The 18,880-nt window shown below is 27.1% G+C and carries 16 protein-coding genes and 1 tRNA gene; 7 read left to right on the top strand and 10 right to left on the bottom strand.

All coding sequences use genetic code 11. From position 1 onward, the window contains the following. Positions 1-904, bottom strand: a 904-nt coding sequence (locus QZ429_RS05910; protein ID WP_291952808.1) for a DMT family transporter, incomplete at its 3' end; no start/stop codon positions are given. Between the two features lie 91 nt (positions 905-995). Here QZ429_RS05910 and der point away from each other — a divergent pair. The 5 genes from der to QZ429_RS05885 are packed head-to-tail and all read left to right on the top strand — an operon-like array spanning position 996 to position 7,461. Then, positions 996-2,381, top strand: coding sequence for a ribosome biogenesis GTPase Der (der, locus tag QZ429_RS05905; RefSeq protein ID WP_291952807.1), 1,386 nt, complete (start codon positions 996-998; stop codon positions 2,379-2,381). Further along, on the top strand, positions 2,365-2,862 hold the full coding sequence (locus tag QZ429_RS05900) for a shikimate kinase (RefSeq protein ID WP_291952805.1): 498 nt from the start codon (positions 2,365-2,367) through the stop codon (positions 2,860-2,862). The genes der and QZ429_RS05900 overlap by 17 nt, the downstream gene beginning before the upstream one ends. Beyond that, on the top strand, positions 2,859-3,818 hold the full coding sequence (gene trpS / locus QZ429_RS05895; protein ID WP_291952803.1) for a tryptophan--tRNA ligase: 960 nt from the start codon (positions 2,859-2,861) through the stop codon (positions 3,816-3,818). Before QZ429_RS05900 ends, trpS begins: the two co-directional genes overlap by 4 nt. Positions 3,819-3,831: 13 nt before the next feature. Continuing rightward, positions 3,832-5,067 (top strand): serine--tRNA ligase, encoded by a 1,236-nt coding sequence (gene serS / locus QZ429_RS05890; RefSeq protein ID WP_291952801.1) that lies wholly within the window; start codon positions 3,832-3,834, stop codon positions 5,065-5,067. 9 nt (positions 5,068-5,076) lie between these two features. Further along, positions 5,077-7,461: a tetratricopeptide repeat protein gene (locus tag QZ429_RS05885; protein WP_291952799.1), complete on the top strand. Its 2,385-nt coding sequence runs from the start codon at positions 5,077-5,079 to the stop codon at positions 7,459-7,461. Between the two features lie 32 nt (positions 7,462-7,493). Here QZ429_RS05885 and QZ429_RS05880 read toward each other — a convergent pair. The 7 genes from QZ429_RS05880 to secA form a co-directional block, all read right to left on the bottom strand. Then, positions 7,494-7,568, bottom strand: a tRNA-Asn gene (locus QZ429_RS05880). Positions 7,569-7,614: 46 nt separating this feature from the next. Next, positions 7,615-8,523, bottom strand: a complete 909-nt coding sequence (locus tag QZ429_RS05875) for a radical SAM protein (protein ID WP_291952797.1) — start codon at positions 8,521-8,523, stop codon at positions 7,615-7,617. Then, positions 8,520-9,542, bottom strand: a complete 1,023-nt coding sequence (gene hemE, locus QZ429_RS05870) for a uroporphyrinogen decarboxylase (RefSeq protein WP_291952795.1) — start codon at positions 9,540-9,542, stop codon at positions 8,520-8,522. The genes QZ429_RS05875 and hemE overlap by 4 nt, the downstream gene beginning before the upstream one ends. An 18-nt stretch (positions 9,543-9,560) precedes the next feature. Continuing rightward, positions 9,561-10,061, bottom strand: coding sequence for a YqhA family protein (locus QZ429_RS05865; RefSeq protein ID WP_291952793.1), 501 nt, complete (start codon positions 10,059-10,061; stop codon positions 9,561-9,563). 9 nt (positions 10,062-10,070) lie between these two features. Next, a complete protein-coding gene (locus QZ429_RS05860; RefSeq protein ID WP_291952791.1) occupies positions 10,071-11,087 on the bottom strand; it encodes an aspartate-semialdehyde dehydrogenase in 1,017 nt (338 codons plus the stop codon). Between the two features lie 10 nt (positions 11,088-11,097). After that, positions 11,098-12,387 (bottom strand): sigma-54 dependent transcriptional regulator, encoded by a 1,290-nt coding sequence (locus tag QZ429_RS05855; protein WP_291952790.1) that lies wholly within the window; start codon positions 12,385-12,387, stop codon positions 11,098-11,100. Between the two features lie 9 nt (positions 12,388-12,396). Continuing rightward, positions 12,397-14,985 carry a preprotein translocase subunit SecA gene (gene secA / locus QZ429_RS05850; RefSeq protein WP_291952788.1) on the bottom strand — a complete coding sequence of 863 codons (2,589 nt, stop codon included), beginning with the start codon at positions 14,983-14,985 and terminating at the stop codon, positions 12,397-12,399. A 118-nt stretch (positions 14,986-15,103) separates the two neighbouring features. Here secA and lolA point away from each other — a divergent pair, with 118 nt between their 5' ends. Next, positions 15,104-15,613, top strand: a complete 510-nt coding sequence (gene lolA, locus QZ429_RS05845; RefSeq protein WP_291952786.1) for a LolA-like outer membrane lipoprotein chaperone — start codon at positions 15,104-15,106, stop codon at positions 15,611-15,613. Positions 15,614-15,622: 9 nt separating this feature from the next. On the opposite strand, the gene QZ429_RS05840 is transcribed toward lolA, so the two are convergent. After that, positions 15,623-16,186, bottom strand: coding sequence for a flagellar basal body-associated FliL family protein (locus QZ429_RS05840; protein WP_291952784.1), 564 nt, complete (start codon positions 16,184-16,186; stop codon positions 15,623-15,625). Beyond that, complete coding sequence (locus tag QZ429_RS05835; protein WP_291952782.1) at positions 16,183-17,526, bottom strand: AAA family ATPase; 1,344 nt, start codon at positions 17,524-17,526, stop codon at positions 16,183-16,185. The genes QZ429_RS05840 and QZ429_RS05835 overlap by 4 nt, the downstream gene beginning before the upstream one ends. A 91-nt stretch (positions 17,527-17,617) precedes the next feature. Between QZ429_RS05835 and QZ429_RS05830 the strand changes: the two genes are divergently transcribed. After that, on the top strand, positions 17,618-18,646 hold the full coding sequence (locus QZ429_RS05830) for a glycosyltransferase family 8 protein (protein WP_291952780.1): 1,029 nt from the start codon (positions 17,618-17,620) through the stop codon (positions 18,644-18,646). Positions 18,647-18,880 lie beyond the last annotated feature (234 nt).

Below are 18,880 nucleotides of genomic sequence, written 5' to 3'. Positions count from 1 at the left end.
GCTTACTTACTAATATTATCCCCCCTACTACAATACTAATAATCCCGATAAAAACCATAACACTAGGAAAATCATCTCCTAATAAAATTCCTAAAAATAACGTAAAAATAACATCTATATAGCTAACACCAGCGACAATCCCTACTTTCTTTGCTACACCATATGCTTTTGTAATATGAATTTGATATAAAGCTCCAAAAATTCCCATTAAAACGATAAAAAACCACGCCTTAAAACTAGGCATAATAAAAGGAGCAATTAAAAAATCTAATTCTTTAAATTCATAAAAAGTCCCTAAGATCATCGAAATTAAAGGCATTAAAGTCCCAATAAGCACAAAAGACAAAGCTATAAAAGGTGTAGGATAAAATTTTTTAAGCTCTCTTACACTAGTTAGTGCTAATGCTGCACAAAATCCACTTAAAATTCCTAAAATACTATTTTTTAAATCAAAACCAGAATGATTTATATCATCAACAAAAGGCTGGCATATCAAAAGCACACCTACAAAAGCTATTAAAATTCCAACACACATTCTAATGCTTAATCCTTCTTTAAAAAATAAAAAAGCAATCAAAGCTATAAAAATAGGTGCAGTTTTTTGGAAAGCAAAAGCTCCGCCTAAAGAAATATTTGAGACATTATAGAAAAAAAGATACAAAGATATAGTGCCTACAACTCCTCTAAATACCAATAAACCAAAATGCCCTCCGCTCTTATAAAATTTTAATTTAGAAAGCATATAAATCATAAAAAATGTTCCAATAATATTTCTAAAAAACATTATTTCAATAGATGTTATTTCTTCACTTAAAATTTTTGCACAAGCTCCAACTAATGAAAATTCAATCGAAGCAATAACCACAAAGTAAATACTTAAATTTTTCTTAACTAATCTTAACATTTGCAACCTATAAAAATCTGTTATTTTAGTCTTTTTTGCTTAATTTTAAGGCAATTTTTATATAATAAGCAAAAATTAATTACGGATATGAATGCAAAGTATTATTTTGATTGGCAAACCAAATGTAGGTAAATCAAGTCTTTTTAATAGGTTGGCAAAAAAGCGTATAGCTATTACAAGTGATATTAGTGGCACCACAAGAGATACAAATAAAATAGAAGTGCAAATTGATGACAAAAAAGCTTTGCTCATTGATAGCGGTGGTCTTGATGATAGTAATGAGTTATTTAAAAATGTAAAAGCTAACTCACTAAAAGCAGCAAAAAATAGTGATATTATATTTTATATAGTAGATGGAAAATCTTTACCTGATGATGAAGATAAGGCATTTTTTTATGAAATAAAAAAACTAAATAAACCCATAGCTTTAGTTATCAATAAAATAGACAACAAAAAAGATGAAGAAAGATCGTGGGAATTTTCTAATTTTGGTGTTAAAGAGATTTTTAATATATCAGCAACTCACAACATAGGCATAGATGAACTTTGTATATGGGCTGGAAAATTTTTAAATAAGGTAAATTTAACTCAAGATGATGAAGAATGTTTTGAAACTTATTTAGAAAATTTTGATGAAAATAGTGGAGATTTCAAACTAAAAACTATCAATGAAAATCATATTAAAGTCGGCATAATTGGTAGAGTTAATGTGGGAAAATCAAGTCTTTTAAATGCCTTAGTTAAAGAAGAGCGAAGTGTAGTTAGCGATATAGCAGGAACTACCATTGACCCAGTAAATGAAAGCATTGTATATAAAGATAAAATTATAGAATTTATAGATACAGCTGGAATTAGAAAAAGAAGTAAAATACAAGGTCTAGAACGCTATGCTTTAAATAGGACACAATATGCTCTTGCTAATGCTCAAATTGCTCTTTTGGTGCTTGATAGCGTAGAAGGGTTTAATGAATTAGACGAACGTATAGCAGGACTTGCTGCAAAACATTACTTAGGTATCATTATAGTCTTAAACAAATGGGATAAAAGCGAACTTGATTTTGATAAAACTTTAAAAGAATTAAAATTAGATAGATTTAAATTTTTAGCCTATGCTCCAGTAATTAGCGTTTCTGCATTAAGTGGCAAAAGAATTCATACACTTTTAGATAAAATTTTAGAAGTTTTTGCAAATTTCACTCAAAAAATTCCAACTGCAAAATTAAATACTTTAATAAAAGAAGCTACGCAAGCTCATCATTTACCGCATGATTATGGTAAATTAGTCAAAATTTATTATGCAGTTCAATATGATATTGCACCACCAAAGATAGCTTTAATTATGAATCGCCCAAAAGCTTTACATTTTTCTTACAAACGTTATCTGCAAAATCAAATAAGAAAAAAATTTAATTTTGAGGGCATTCCTTTAATTTTAGCTTCAAGAAAAAAAGGCAATAAAGATGAACAAGAAGACTAATCTTCTTTTTATAGGTTTTATGGGTTGTGGAAAAACCACAATTGCAAGAGCTTATGCTCAACGATATGATAAATTTTTTATTGATACAGATGAATTAATAAAACAAAAATTTAATCTTGAAATTTATGAAATATTTTCTACATATGGAGAAAATTTTTTTAGAAATGAAGAGAAAAAAATACTTTATTTTTTAAAACACATTAAAAATTCGTCTATAGCTAGTGGCGGTGGATTTGTTAAACAAAAAAAGATAAGTGATATTGGGATTGTTGTTTATTTAAAATCTAGCTTTGAATTTATTTTAAAAAGACTTGATCAAACACAAATTTATACAAGACCCTTACTTTCAAATTTAGCTAATGCAAAAATACTATTTGATCAAAGATCTCAAAAATACGAAAAAAAAGCAAATTTAATTATTGATGTTGAAAATAAAAATATTGAAGATATTATTTCACAAATTTACAAAGAGGTAAAATGAGAATTATAACAGGATTACAACCTAGTGGAGATCTGCATATAGGAAACTATTTTGGTTCAATAAAACAAATGCTAAATATGCAAGAAGAAAATCAAATGTATATGTTTATAGCAAATTATCACGCAATGACTTCAAATCAAAACGGAGAAGTTTTACAACAAAATTCTTTAAAGGCAGCTGCAGCGTTTATAAGTTTAGGTATCAATCCACAAAAAAGTATTTTTTGGCTACAAAGTGATATCAAGGAAGTATTAGAGCTTTATTGGATTTTATCCCAATTTACTCCTATGGGACTTTTAGAAAGAGCACATTCTTATAAAGATAAAATTGCAAAAGGTTTAAACTCAAATCATGGTCTTTTTTCTTATCCTGTTTTAATGGCTGCTGATATCTTACTTTTTAATGCCCAAATAGTCCCAGTAGGTAAAGATCAAATTCAACACGTTGAAATTGCAAGAGATATAGCTTTGAAAGTTAATAACGAATGGGGTGAAATTTTTGTCCTTCCAGAAGCAAAAATCAACAAAGAAGTAGCTGTTGTCCCTGGAACTGATGGTGCTAAAATGAGTAAATCTTATAAAAACACTATAGATATTTTTACTTCTCAAAAAGTCCTAAAAAAGCAAATTTCATCTATTATAACAGATAGCACAGCCTTAGAAGATCCCAAAGAATACGATACTTGTAATGTTTATAATATAGCAAAACTTTTTCTTGATACAACGCAGCAAAAAAACTTACAAGAAAGATATAAAAAAGGTGGCGAAGGATATGGACATTTTAAAATGTATCTACACGATCTTATAAGCGATCATTTTGCTTATGCAAAAAATGAATACGAAAATTTAATCGCAAATCCTTCTAAAATTAAAGAAATTTTAGAATTTGGAGCACAAAAGGCTAGAAAAACAGCAAAAAAAACAATGGAAAAAATTTATGCTAAAATTGGTTTATAATTAAGGAGTTAAAATGCTAGATCTTAAACTTTTACAAAATAATTTTGAAGAAATTTCACAAAAGTTAAAAGCAAAAAAAATAGATGAAAGATTATTAAAACAATTAAGCGATTTATTTATTGATTTAAAAAAAGAAAAAACAATCTTAGAAGAATTACAAGCTTTTCAAAACAAATTCAGCAAAGAATTAGCTAACACAAACGACAAAGAAGCTTTAAAAAATCAACTAAGTAAAAATAAAGAAAAAATTAATAATCAAACAAAAATAGTTTTGCAATTAGAAGAAGATTTAGAAAAAATATCTTCAGCTATTCCAAATATACCTGATGAATGCACACCTTATGGAGAAAATGAAGATGAAAATGTAGAGCTAAAAAAAGTTTTAACTCCTCCAAAATTTGATTTTGAAGTCAAAGATCATCATAATTTAGGAGAAAAATTAAATTGGCTTGATTTTATAAGAGGAGTTAAAATCTCCCAAAGTCGATTTTGTGTATTAAAAAATGAAGGTGCCTTGCTAAATAGAGCTTTGATAAACTATATGATAGATTTTAATAGAAGTAGAGGATTTGAGCTTGTAAATGTTCCATTTTTAGCAAATAGCAAAACGCTCTATGGCACAGGACAACTTCCTAAATTTAAAGATGATATGTATAAAGTTGAAAATGATGATTTATATCTCATATCAACTTCTGAAATTCCTGTAACTAATCTTTATTCTAATGAAATACTAGCTAGTGAATCTTTACCCATAAAAATGACTTGTTATAGTGCCTGCTTTAGACAAGAAGCAGGAAGTGCGGGTCGCGATACAAGAGGTATCATAAGACAACATCAATTTGAAAAAGTAGAACTTGTATGTATTACTAAACCAGAGCAAAGCGATATGGTGTTTGAAGAAATGTTAAATTGTGCTAGCGACTTATTAAAATCATTAGGACTCCCTCATAGGCACTTAATGCTTTGCACAGGAGATCTTGGATTTAGTGCTGCAAAAACCATTGATTTAGAAGTTTGGATACCTTCACAAAATAAATATAGAGAAATTTCATCTGTATCAAATTGCAAAGACTTCCAAGCAAGAAGAGCTAAGATTCGCTATAAAAATGACAAAGGTAAAAATGAATTAGTTCATACTCTTAATGGTTCTTCACTTGCAGTAGGAAGGACTTTAGTTGCAATAATGGAAAACTATCAAGAAAAAGATGGCAAAATAACTATACCTGATGTATTAAAAAAATATTTTTAAGAATAAAAAATGGCTGAAGAAGTAACACTAAAAGAACAAGATAATCAAGAAGATATCACTCAAGAAAATTTAGAACTCACCATTCCTCCAGGAACTATTCCACCGGAATTAGAAGAAGAGAATACTTTTCAAAGAGTAGAAGAACAACCACAAGAAATACATAAAGAGGAAAAAACAAAACTTTTTGATAAAAAATTTATTATTATAATTTCAGCTCTTGGAGCACTTATATTAATTTTACTAATAGTATTAATTTTACTTATAATTTTTAAAAAAGATGAAACAAAAATTACTACAAGCAAAATAATACCAGAAAATAATACCTCTATGGAAATCACTCAAATAAAGCGAACTACGCTTGATCTAATCATACAAAAAGCTAATTTATTATACGAAAAAGGCGATGTTAAAAAAGCTTTAGAGCTTTATGATAATATCAATATTTTTAACGAATCTTTATCAAGTTATAATCTTGGAGTTGTGCAAATGAAGCAGCAAGATTATACAAAAGCTTTAGAAAATTTTAAGCAATCCTTGGAGTTAGAAGAACATAAAGTTGCTGCAGCAATTAATATTGCGGTATGTTATTTTTATCTTAAGGATAAAGATAAATTTAACTATTATCTTGATTTAGCAAAAATTCACTTACCGCAAAATTCAAATTCCATTTTATATAATTATTATTTAGGACTAATTAATTACTATCAAAATCTTTACCCTGAAGCTTTGCAAATGTTTGCTCATTCTAATAATTTAGCTGATTATACAGATGAGTCACTTTACCTTGGAGCAAAAATTTATTCTGTTTTAGAAGCCAATAGAGATGCAATTAATTTTCTACAAAAACAAGAAAATTATGAAGCAAGCTTACCACTTGGTCTTTTATATGCTAAAATCGGAGAATACACTAAAGCAAAAGAGTATCTTAGTAAAGCTATAAAAATTGATTCTCAATCCTTAAGAAGCACTTTAGCTTTAGCTTTGGTAGAACTTAAAACAGGACAATACAATAAAGGTGCTCAAATTTTAAAAAAATTATTTCTAAAAAATAAGGATATGAGCACTAAATATTATGGAGTTAAAACAAGATTAAAAAAAAATCTTTATAGTATTGATGTTGCTCAACAAAGTTTTGCCAAAAAGCTAATTAGTGGAAAACAACAAATTTATGATTTACTATTTTATTTTTCCCCTTATAGAGTATTTGATGTTAAGCAAAGTATGGAGTTAATCACTAAAGCAGATTTAGGAAATTTTATACAAGCTTATCAATATGAAGATATGCTACTTACTCAAAGCAAAACGCTATCTGGAGTTAATATACAGCTTTCACAAGCTATCGATTTAGCTTTTAATTTTCATCTAAGAGAAGCAAATCAAAAATTACAAAATTTAAGTCAAAGCTACCATGCACACGATGTGATACACTACAATCTTGCATTAACTTATGCACAATTACAAGATTATAGCAATGCGGCTAATCATTTTTCAACTGCATACCATCTAAATCCAAAAAATCATTTAGCTGGAATTTTTGCCATATTTTGTATGGACTTAGTAAAAAAAGACTATATTAAACTCCAAAATGAAGTTATAGAAAATTTACAAGCAGATAATAGCATTAATCAAAGTACTAATATTTATAAATATTTACTTTATATTCCATATAATGATTACACGGCTATGTTACCTTATCTTGACAATTTTGAAACTAATAACAAAAGTCCATTAGAATTAATATTTGCTATTATCGCCTCTAATGCAAATAACCTAACTAATTTAAGAAACCAATCTGTTGTAGCATTAAAAAAACTATTGAGCAAAGATATTGTTAGCAATATATTATTTTTCAATACTAAAAATATAAATCTTGATATCAAAGCTTATGCAAAACAAGCACAAATTTATTTTCAAAGTGCAAAACTTGATTACAATTCCCTATTTGGTGGTTCTGGAATAGTCAAAGATACTTTTATAAGTTTAATGCAAATTACTGGATTAATTAATCATGTAAGAAATGATATCAAGAAAAAATTAGCAACTAGTAATGAAAATTCTACAAGTTTAATCTTCGCACTAGCCTATGTTGATATTTTTGCAAAAGAATACCAAGAAGCCTATGCGCTTTATAATATACTTATAGATGATTATAATATAAAAGATTCTCAGACTCTATTTTTAGCTGCTGTTTCTGCTATTGGATCAAACAATCCAAATTCAGCTATAGCGCTTTTAGAACTAGCAAAATTAGAAAATGAAGAAACACTAGAGGCTAGATTGGCTTTAGGATTGCTATATCACGAAGTAGAAAATTTAGAACCTGCTATATTTCAATACGAAAAAGTCGGGGATAATTTTGAAAGCAAATTCTTTACATTTGATGTAAAAAATTAAACAACTATTTTTTATGATGAAAACTAAGATAGTGGCTCCGGATGTAGGATTCGAACCTACGACCAATCGGTTAACAGCCGACTACTCTACCGCTGAGCTAATCCGGAATATTTAAAAAAAGAAATGGTATTTTATATAAAAAAAATATATTTGTCAAGTATTTTTATAAAATTTTATTCCAGCTAAATCTATTGATATGATTTTTTGCTCTTTAATTAATTCTTTTAAATTATTTTTACTAAACTGACTAAATCGATTCTCTATATCCAATTCACTTTGAGCACGTAATTTTAACATTTTCAAAAGCTCATCTTTAGTAAAATCGATTTCTTGATTATTATAAGTATGTTTTGCTAGCACAACAGGAGTACTATGTATTAACAAACTAAGCTCATATAATCTTTCAAATTTTATTGGCTTTACAGGATACGCAGGCGGACGATCTATAGTGCTAAGATCGACTCTTAAAGGTTTAATTTTAGAAAAAGCTTTATCTAAAGCTATCATTTCTTCTTCTTTATCATTTAAACCTTTAACGATTAAAGTTTCCATAATTAATTCGCCCTTGAACTCTTTGTTAAATTTTATCATCTGCTTAATAATATCATCTATACAAATTTCTTTTAAAGCTCTATCTATTTTACAAAATGTTTTTTCTATAGCACTATCAAGACTAAATTTAACCATATCAATATCAAGCAAAGCTTTATAGCTTTTTGAATTTAAAACAGCGCTTCCATTGCTTAATATTAAAAGTTTTTTATTTTTTTTAATTTTATTAAGCTCAGCTATAAGCTCATTTAAAAAAGGATACAAACTAGGCTCACCATTTGCAGTTAAAGTTAAAACATCAAATTGTATCTGATTAGCTAAAACTTTTTGCACTTCACTTAAAATTTCATCAACACTAGGATATAATAAAAAATCTTTTTGGGGTTTAAAAGCCCTTAACTCACAATATACACAATCAAAATTGCATTGTTTTTTCTCTGGACTTAAATCAATACCCAAAGAAGAACCAAACCTTCTTGAATTTATAGGGCCAAAAATGATATTGCTCACCTTTTTGAACTCTCTTGCACCAACTTAATAAAATATTTAGCATTTTCAACAGGAATATCAGGTAAAATCCCGTGACCAAGATTAAAAATATGAGGCGTATCTTGCATAACACTTAAAATACTATCTACTCCAAGCTTTATAGAATTTTTATCATACAATCTACAAGGCTCCATATTTCCTTGCAAAGTATATTTAGAAGATAATTTTTCCTTTGCTAATTCTAAAGGAGTGCTCCAATCTACTCCAAATACATCAAAATTACCATTAATTTTATCTAAAAATCCACTAATATTTTTAGGAAATATAATTACAGGTATTTGAGGATATTTTTTCTTAATATAATCTGTAATTTCCATCATATATTTAAAAGAAAATTCAAAAAAAGCGTCCATTTCCAAAGCACTCGCCCAGCTATCAAAAATTTGGATAGCATTTGCTCCGGATTTAATTTGTTCTTCTAAATATAATTTTAAAACTTGAGTTAATTTAGATAAAATCCTGTGTAAAAATTCTGGATTTTGATAAAGAATTTTTTTACTTTTTGCATAAGTTTTACTTCCGCTACCCTCTATCATATAAGTAGCTATAGTCCAAGGACTTCCACAAAAACCTATCAAAGCTTTGTCTGTTGAAAGTTTTTCTCTAGTTAATTTTAAGGCATCATAGACATAATTAAGGTTTTTAACACTCTTATTTACATCTAAAATATCTAAATCATCATCATTTACAATAGGATTTAAAAAAACAGGCCCTTCCCCTTTTTCAAATTTAAGCTCCATACCCATTTCTAAAGGAACAACTAATATATCTGAAAAAATAATAGCTGCATCAACTCCCAAAATATCAACTGGTTGCAAACTTACTTCGCTAGCTTTTTTATAATCTTTACATAAAGACAAAAAACTACCAGCTTGAGCTCTAACTTTCATATACTCTGGTAAATATCTTCCCGCTTGTCTCATCATCCAAACAGGAGTGTAGGGTGTTTGCTTTTTAAAGCATGCATCAATAAAAATCATTTATTCTCCCTCAAATTATCAACTTTTATGCAAAAAATATAATCCAATGCAAAGTGCTAAAATAGATCCTGCAAGATAAGACATATCTAAAACATCATTAAGCTGCATTTGTAAAATTCTTTGAAAAAAATTTACTATTAAAACCATAATGATAACTTTTGCGAGCTTGTCTTTTAACTGATCTAAACTATGAACTTCTAAAACTTTTGATTGCTTAGTTTGCTTAAAATCTTCTATTTCACTAATAAAAAGCTCATAAATTCCAAATGAAAATATAAACAAAACTAAAGCCATTAAATACAAATCCACAGCTCCTATAATCAATCCTACGATATCCTCGTGTAAATCAACTGATGAATTTGAAAATACAAAATAATTAAAGACATATTTTAAAACTTTTATCACATCATAACTTGCAATAAAAAATAAAACAAAAGCTCCAATAAGCCCAAAAATAACAGGTAAAATAGTAACTAAACGACTTTTAACTAATAAATTCTCAAAAAATTTTTCTAACATTTTTTCCTCTTAAACCAATTCTAACCATTTTTGTGCAATACGAACGGCATTGGTTGCAGCACCTACACGAATTTGATCAGCTACACACCATAAGTGTAAAATATTTTTACGATTAATATCACATCTAATTCTTCCAACATAAGTTTCATTAGTATCACTAGTAAAAAGTGGCATAGGATATTTTTTATTTTTTATATCATCAATAATTACAACATTTTGGGCCTTTGATAAAATCTCTCTTACCCTAGTAATATCTATATCCTTTTCAAACTGCATAGTTATAGCCTCACTATGGCTTCTAAGCACTGGAACTCTTACACAAGTTGCTGAAATTTCAATATTTTTATGTAATATTTTTTGAGTTTCATTGACCATTTTTAACTCTTCTTTTGTGTAGCCATTTTCAGTAAATACATCAATTTGAGGAATTAAATTTAAAGCTAAAGTATATGGAAAAGTTTTTGCCTCAAAATCTTCAATCTTAAAAGCAAAAAAGCTCTGCATACCCTCAACCAATTCCTCCATTCCTTCTTTTCCTGCTCCACTAGCAGCTTGATAAGTACTAACATCTACTCTTTTTAAATTAAAAACATCATCAAGTGGTTTTAAAATATGGACCATTTGAATAGTTGAACAATTTGGATTTGCTATAATTCCTGTTTTTTCCCAATTTTTAATATCTTCGCTATTGCATTCTGGCACCACTAAAGGAACATCTTTATCCATTCTAAAATGACTTGTATTATCTATAACAACAGCACCGCAATCAACTGCGTATTTAGCATATTTTTCACTTACACTACCACCTGCACTAAAAAAAGCTATATCTACAGGATTTTTTCTAAACACATCTTCTGTTAATTCTTGAATTTTGTAGGTTTTTCCTCTAAATTCTATACTCATACCCACACTCTTAGCACTAGCTAATGGCAAAATGCTTTCTACAGGAAAATCCAACTCATCTAAAACATTTAAAATTTCCTCACCAACTGCACCAGTTGCACCAACTATAGCTATTTTTTTCATACAATTTTCCTCAAGTAATATTATATTGGTTCATCTTTTCACAAAATCTTTTTTCACTCATTCCTATCATTTTCGCCGCTTCGCTAATATCGCTTGAATTTTTTAAAGCCTCTAAAATTAAATCCTTTTCAAGACTTTTAATATCCTTAGCTTTTCTACTTTCTAAAAACAAATCCTCAGAGCTAATTTCTTCACTTTCGCTTAAAATACAAGCCCTTTGTATGATAGAAATTAACTCTCTAATATTTCCAGGAAAATCATAAGAAAGCAGTGTATTTTTTGCTGCTTCACTTAATCTTTTTTCAGCAAAATCATACTCTTTACACGTATCAAGCAAAACCCTTTCTGCAATTTGTAAAATTTCATCTTGTCTTTGCCTAAGCGGTGGAATATTAATTGGAATAGTATTTAACCTATAATATAAATCTTGTCTAAAATCATTATTTTTAATCTTTTCTTCGATATTTGCATTTGTGGCGCTAATAATTCTAGTATCTATTTTTATACTTTTTGTTCCGCCTAATCTAGTAATTTCTTTTTCTTGAATTGCTCTTAATAATTTTGCTTGTATCTCATAAGGCATTTCGCCAATTTCATCTAAAAATAAAGTTCCTTCATTAGCTAACTCAAAAAGTCCTACTTTTGCATTATTAGCATCTGTAAAAGCACCTTTTTCAAAACCAAATAACTCACTTTCTATTAAATTTGATGGAATAGCTGCCATATTAATAGCTACAAAAGGCTTCATAGATCTTTTTGAATTTTTATGAATGTGATTAGCAAAAACTTCTTTACCAACTCCACTTTCTCCAAATAAAATTATACTAGCATCTGTTTTAGCTGCTTTATTGACTAAATTTAAACACTGATCTAGTGCTTTAGAGCTTCCAAAAAAATCACTGCCTGCTTCTTTTTTTTCATTCTTTTTTGTATTTTTTTTTGATATCTTTTCTTGTATAATTTTAGTTCTTTTAATTGCTGTTACCAAAGTATTAATATCAAAAGGTTTTACTAAAAAATCTTTAACCCCAAGTCTCACTGCTTCTATGGCACGATTAAGCGTTGCATTGCCTGTAATAATGATAAAATCATATTTATTCTCACAAGCTTGAACAAATTCAATTCCATCAATTCCTGGCATATTAATATCCGTAATAATCAAATCAACGTCATTGTCTAATTTTTTTAAAGCTTCTGTCGCTGATTTATAAGTTTTTATTTTAAATTCTTCATATTCACCCAAAGCTATTTCGAGTGATTTTCTCATATTTATATCATCTTCAACTATAACCAAATTCATTAAAAAACCTTATGCTAAAATCCCTTTCTTAGGACCACTTTTGCCATGACAATCTTTATACTTCTTTCCACTATTGCACGGACAAAGTGAATTTCTAGGCACCTTATAAATCTGCAACTCTCCATTTTCATCTACACCATTTTCCGTAGTATTGGCCACAATTTCTTCATTAGCATTATGTATTTTTTCTTCTAATTCTTGAGTATTTTCTTGTGTAAATACCACATTAAATAGCAACTTTAAACTATCAAATTTTATACGCTCAACAAGCTCCATAAAGAGATTGTAACTTTCTTTTTTATACTCAACCAATGGATCTTTTTGATTATAACTTCTAAGTCCTATTCCAGTTTTTAAAATATCCATTTGGTATAAATGTCCCCTCCAAAGATTATCTAAAATTTGAAGATACAAAATCCTTTCTATTTTTCTAGCTTCTTGTTGATTTATAAAGCTCATTTTATCTTTGTATTTTTTTTCTAAAATTTCAATAAGCTTATTCTCACTTTCAATTTCACTTAAATTTTTAAAATCACTCTCATTTAGTTCTATATTGCACTCATACATAATTCTTTGTTTTAAAGCATTAAAAAATGAGGAATTTTCAGATTCTACATTTGTATAAGTTTGATTCACAATATAATTACTATATTCGCCAATATTCTTAAGAATTTTATTTTGAATATTAAAATTTTCATCTAATAATTCATTTCTATAATTATATATAGTTTTTCTTTGTTCATTTGCTACATCATCATACTCAAGTAAATGTTTTCTACTTTCAAAATGTAAATTTTCAACTTTTTTTTGTGCATTTTCAACTGCTCTTGTAACAATGCGACTTTCTATATGCTCACCCTCTTCTATGCCCAATCTCTCCATAATATTTTTAATACGATCGCCACCAAATATTCTTAAAAGATTATCTTCTAAACTCAAATAAAATCTACTAATTCCAGGGTCGCCCTGACGCCCTGCACGACCACGAAGTTGATTATCTATCCTTCTGCTTTCATGACGCTCTGTTCCTATAATATAAAGCCCACCTAGAGCTCTAACTTCATCATTAATTTTTATATCAACTCCACGTCCTGCCATATTTGTAGCTATAGTTACTGCACCTTTTTTTCCTGCATCTTGTATAATCAAAGCTTCTTGTTCGTGATTTTTAGCATTAAGCACGTGATGAGCTATACGTTCTTTTGCAAGCATACTATGAAACACTTCACTTCTTTCTATACTTGCTGTGCCGACTAATACAGGTTGACCCTTAGCATTAGCTTTTTTTATTTCTTCTATTACTGCTTTAAATTTTTCATTTTGCGTTTTATAAATTAAATCATCTTTATCCACTCTTACAACCGGTATATTTGTAGGAATAGAAATTACATCTAAATTATAAATTTGAGAAAATTCAGTTGCTTCAGTTTGAGCTGTGCCAGTCATACCAGCTAATTTTTTATACATTCTAAAATAATTTTGAAAAGTAATATCTGCTAAAGTTTGGCTTTCTTCTTGAATTTTAACCCCTTCTTTAGCTTCAAGAGCTTGATGTAATCCATCACTAAAACGTCTTCCTTCACTTAAACGACCTGTAAATTCATCAACGATTACAATTTCTTTATTTCTTAAAACATAATGAACATCTTTTTCAAATAAATTATGTGCTTTTAAAGCTTGGTCTAATTGATGTGCTAAAATAGCATTATCTAAACTATATAAATTCTCCACTCCAAATAATTTTTCAGCTTTTAATATTCCAGATTCAGTTATTAATATAGTCCTATTCTTCTCATCAACTACAAAATCACCTGTTGGCAATTCTTGAGGCGTAAGCGCTGCCTTACCTTTTTGCATTTGCTTAGCAACCTCATTTGCTTTTATATATCCATCTAAAGTCCTATTAGTAGGTCCGCTGATAATAAGAGGAGTTCTTGCTTCATCTATTAAAATACTATCAACTTCATCTACTATAACAAAATTATGCTCTCTTTGAACTTTTTCTAAATTTGAAAATTTCATATTATCTCGTAGATAATCAAACCCAAATTCATTATTTGTGCCATAAGTAATATCACACTCATACGCTTTTTTGTGGTCCTCGTCGCTATTATTCTCTGACAAAACCACACCTACGCTAAAACCTAAGAAGTTATAAATAGCACTCATTTGCTTTGCATCTCTTTTAGCTAAATAATCATTAACCGTAACTACATGCACGCCTTTTTTTTCCATAGCATTTAATACTACAGGTAAAGTCGCCACTAAAGTCTTACCCTCTCCAGTTTTCATTTCAGCGATTTTACCTTCGTGCAAAACCATACCACCGATTAATTGCACATCAAAATGCCTCATATTTAAAGTTCTTTTACCAACTTCTCTAACAATAGCAAATACATCATTTAAAATTTGATCTAAAGTTTTTTCTTTATTTTGAATTTTAGTCTGAAAATCTATAAAAATTTTTTTTAATTCATCATCGCTTAATTCTTGATATTTCGTTTCTAAAGCATTAATTTGAGATACTCTTTTTAAATATTTTTTTATTTCTCTATCATTTTTTGTCCCAAATATTGCTTTAAATATGTTAGAAAACATTTTTTGCCTTTACATAAAATCTAAAGCCAAGATTATAGCTTATTTTATTTTAGAACTATATAAAAATCCTCTATTTATGTAAATTTTGTATAATGAAAAAAATACAATGAGGGATATAATGAAATATTTATTTATATTTATTTTTACTTTTTCACAACTTCTAGCTTTTGATATTAATTTTAAGAATTTTAGTAGTGATTTTATACAAAAAGTTTATAATAATAACTCATTCATAGAATACAAAGGAACTTTTATCATCACTCAAGATAAGGCATTTTGGAATTACATCTATCCAAATTCTAAACAAATTTACATTAACAAACATAAGATAGTAATTATCGAACCTCAATTAGAGCAGGTAATTTTTACAAAAATTCAAAATTTACCAAATCTTCAACAAATTTTTAAGAAAGCTAAAAAAATTAATAATGATTTATATGAGGCAGATTATGAAAATATAAAATATAAAATTAATCTTAAAAACAATCAAATCTCAAGTATTTCCTATGTAGATGAGTTGCAAAATTTAGTTACAACTAGTCTATTTAATCAAAAAATAGATGAAAAAATAGATGAAAAAATTTTCATACCAAATTTTCCAAATCATTACGATGTAATAAACAACTAAAAAGATAAATTAAAACAACTCTTCATTTTTACTTGGTAAAAGCATTTGTCTTTGTGTATCTTCCATAGTTTTTAAAATCATATTCATAGTATCTTTACTTGAGTTTATTTCCTTATTCATACTAGAATTTAAATCACTCATAGCTTTATCATTGCTAGAATTTAAATCACTTATTTTGGTTTTATTTGTATCTTCTCCTACATACTTTTTTTGATTTTTTAATTCTTGAAATCTAGCAATATCTTCTTTATCTTGTTTTAGATTATCTTTCAAAAAATTTTTTAATTCCTCTATATCAAATTTTTTATTACTAAATTTTAATAAAGTATCTTTAAAATTATTCTTTCCAACTTCTGTAAATAAATCCTCATAAAAATAACTCGAAATAATGGTATTTAAAGCATCTTTGATCTTATTTTCTTCTAGCTTATTGCCTTCAAATTCTAAATCTAATTCTATTTTTTTTAAGATATTATTTCCTGTCTTTGTATATAAATCCGTTCTAAAATTTTCAACACTTATAGTATCTGCGATAGAATACAATATTAAAAAACATAAAATAAATATTTTCATTTTACACCCTCTTCTTCTAAATCAATAAACTTTTGCTCTTGATAAAATCTTTTTACACTTTTATCATATTTTAAAATCTTTAAAAAATAATCTTCAAAAGGAAGTTGCTCACTATAAATAATTTTTAAATTTTTAGGATTAATTGCTCGTGATAAACACACATATAATTGTCCTTTTTCAAAAATTCCATCAATATCACATATTAATTTATCTATACTCATTCCTTGTGATTTATGTATTGTTATAGCATAAGCTAATTTTATAGGATATTGTATAAATTTGGCCTTTACATTTACTTCAATTTTTTCATTATCTTTTACAACATAATCTTCGAAGGTATATTCATAAGGCTTTAGTTCAATAATATCTCCATTATTTTTTTCTATAAGAATTAAACACTCATTATCTTCATATATAAAATCGATAATTTTCCCTTGTTCTCCATTAAAATAACCTTCTTCTTTGTTGTTTATACAAAAAATAATTTTAGCACCTATTTTAACTTTCAAATTAAACATTAAATTTAATCCTTTAATCCATTGATTTAAAGTTTTATCATCTAAATTTAAGTCAATTTTTTCAAATCTTGCATCAAATATCACTTCATCTGTATCTAAAAGTTTTAACTTTTTTTCATTAATGTAATTTGTTTTTTTATTTGTCGCACACAACAACGTGTATTCATCTTCATAAAATACTAATTTGTTTTTATCTATCAACATAGTTTTAAAATAATCTATTGTTTTAAAACTAACTTCTCCAATTCGTATATAAAATAAATGTTCATAAAATTCTCTATCATCAGTTCTTTTTGGCAATGAAAGTCTTATATTTTTAAAATTAAATTCTTGCCATATATGAGATGAAAAAGCATAATAGCTATCTTGAAATAAAGATTGAGAATAATTTTTATTTATTACCGGAGGGAGTTGAAAAAAATCTCCAGCCAATAACAATCTGCCACTAAATTCAAAATGATTTAACCTATAATAAATCATTTCCATATGCCAAGAACTAACCATTGAAATTTCATCAATAATTAATAAATCACATTGCTTTAAAATTCGTTTTAATTTATCTAATTTATCTTTTTGCTTTCTATCTTCATAATATAATTCATCGTAATTTTGACATCTTTTAAATGCAAAAAAGCTATGCAAGGTAATCCCACCTAGTGCATAAGCGCTAATAGCAGTTGATCCTAAAACTATTACTACTTTTGCCTTAGATCTATAAAATCTTACTAGTTCTAAGATAAGATATGTTTTACCAACCCCAGCACCTCCGCTTAAAAAAACATTATCGTTATTAAGACAATCAGCTAATTTTTCTAAAACCATTTTAAAATTATAGTCAATTTATATTAAATTCCAATTTTGAAGTATTTAAATAAAAATATAGTGTAACTTAATGAAAAATAAAGGGTAATGAGTGCTAAACATAGTTTTTTGTTCTGATGATAATTACATAAAATATCTATCTGTGCTAATTTATAGCATAGTAAAAAATATAAATATTAATAATAAAATTAATTTTCATATAATAAGTGATTTTATATCTAAAAATAATTTAAATAAAATTAGTGATTTTGAACAAGAGTTAAATAAAATTATTCAATGCAAAATTTTAATACATAAAGTAAAAAACAATGAATTTAAAAATGCTAGAGCTTGGGGTTTTGAAAATAGCAAAAATCACTTAACTTATTTAAGATTCTATATAGATGAGTTCATTAACGCTGATGTATGCTTATATCTTGATGTTGATATGCTAGTTGTAAGTGATATTAGCGAACTTTTCTCACTTGATTTAAAAGATAAATTTTGTGCTTGTGTTCTTGACTCTATATATATGCCAAATCATACTATTTCAGCTAGAAATAATAAAAAAGATATAAAATTAAACCCAAATTACCATTTTAATGCTGGTTTTTTGTTGCTTAATCTAAGAGAATGGAAAAAAGCAAATATAAGAAAACAAGCTTTAGAATTTTTAAAACTATATGATCCTATTTTTTGTGATCAAGATGTATTAAATATTATATTTAAAGATAAAATTTATTTACTACCATTAGAATGGAATTTTGTAAGATTTTCTTTAGTGCAAAATGCGACTTTTAAATGCGAATGTGAAAATTATATGATTAGATACACAAGAAAACAACACGAATATGCTCTATCAAATTTAAAAATCATACATTATAATACTGATATAAAACCTTGGAAATTTTCTTATGATTTTGAAGATAATCTTGTAAAAAGTTTTCACAAAAAATGGTGGAACTATGCTTTTAATACTCCTATATTTCAAAAAGAATTGATAGAATTAAATATGAAATTAAAAAATAATTTAAATACCCCCCCCCACAATACAAAAATAAAGTTTTACAACCGCTTATTTTATAAGTTAAATTATATAATGATCAAAATTTCAAAATCATTTTTCTCATTAATAAAATAAACATACTACCAATTGGAGATAACTTAAGTGTTTTTTTACAAAAAATATAACTTATAAAAATATAATTTACAACTTTTATAAATAAAAACTAATAAATTGGTTGCTATATGCAACCTTAAATATTCTATAACACCCAAATCTTAAAATATATCTATATCACTTAAACTATATTTGTATCTTACTATATAAAATAAAGTTCTAAGTCAAATATAATTTTTACTTCAAAGCTAGTTT

It is taken from the genome of Campylobacter sp., from assembly GCF_020024835.1.
Lineage (GTDB): Bacteria > Campylobacterota > Campylobacteria > Campylobacterales > Campylobacteraceae > Campylobacter_D.
The sequence above is the reverse complement of the archived record's forward strand: the minus strand, read 5'-3'. Positions and strand labels throughout refer to the sequence as shown.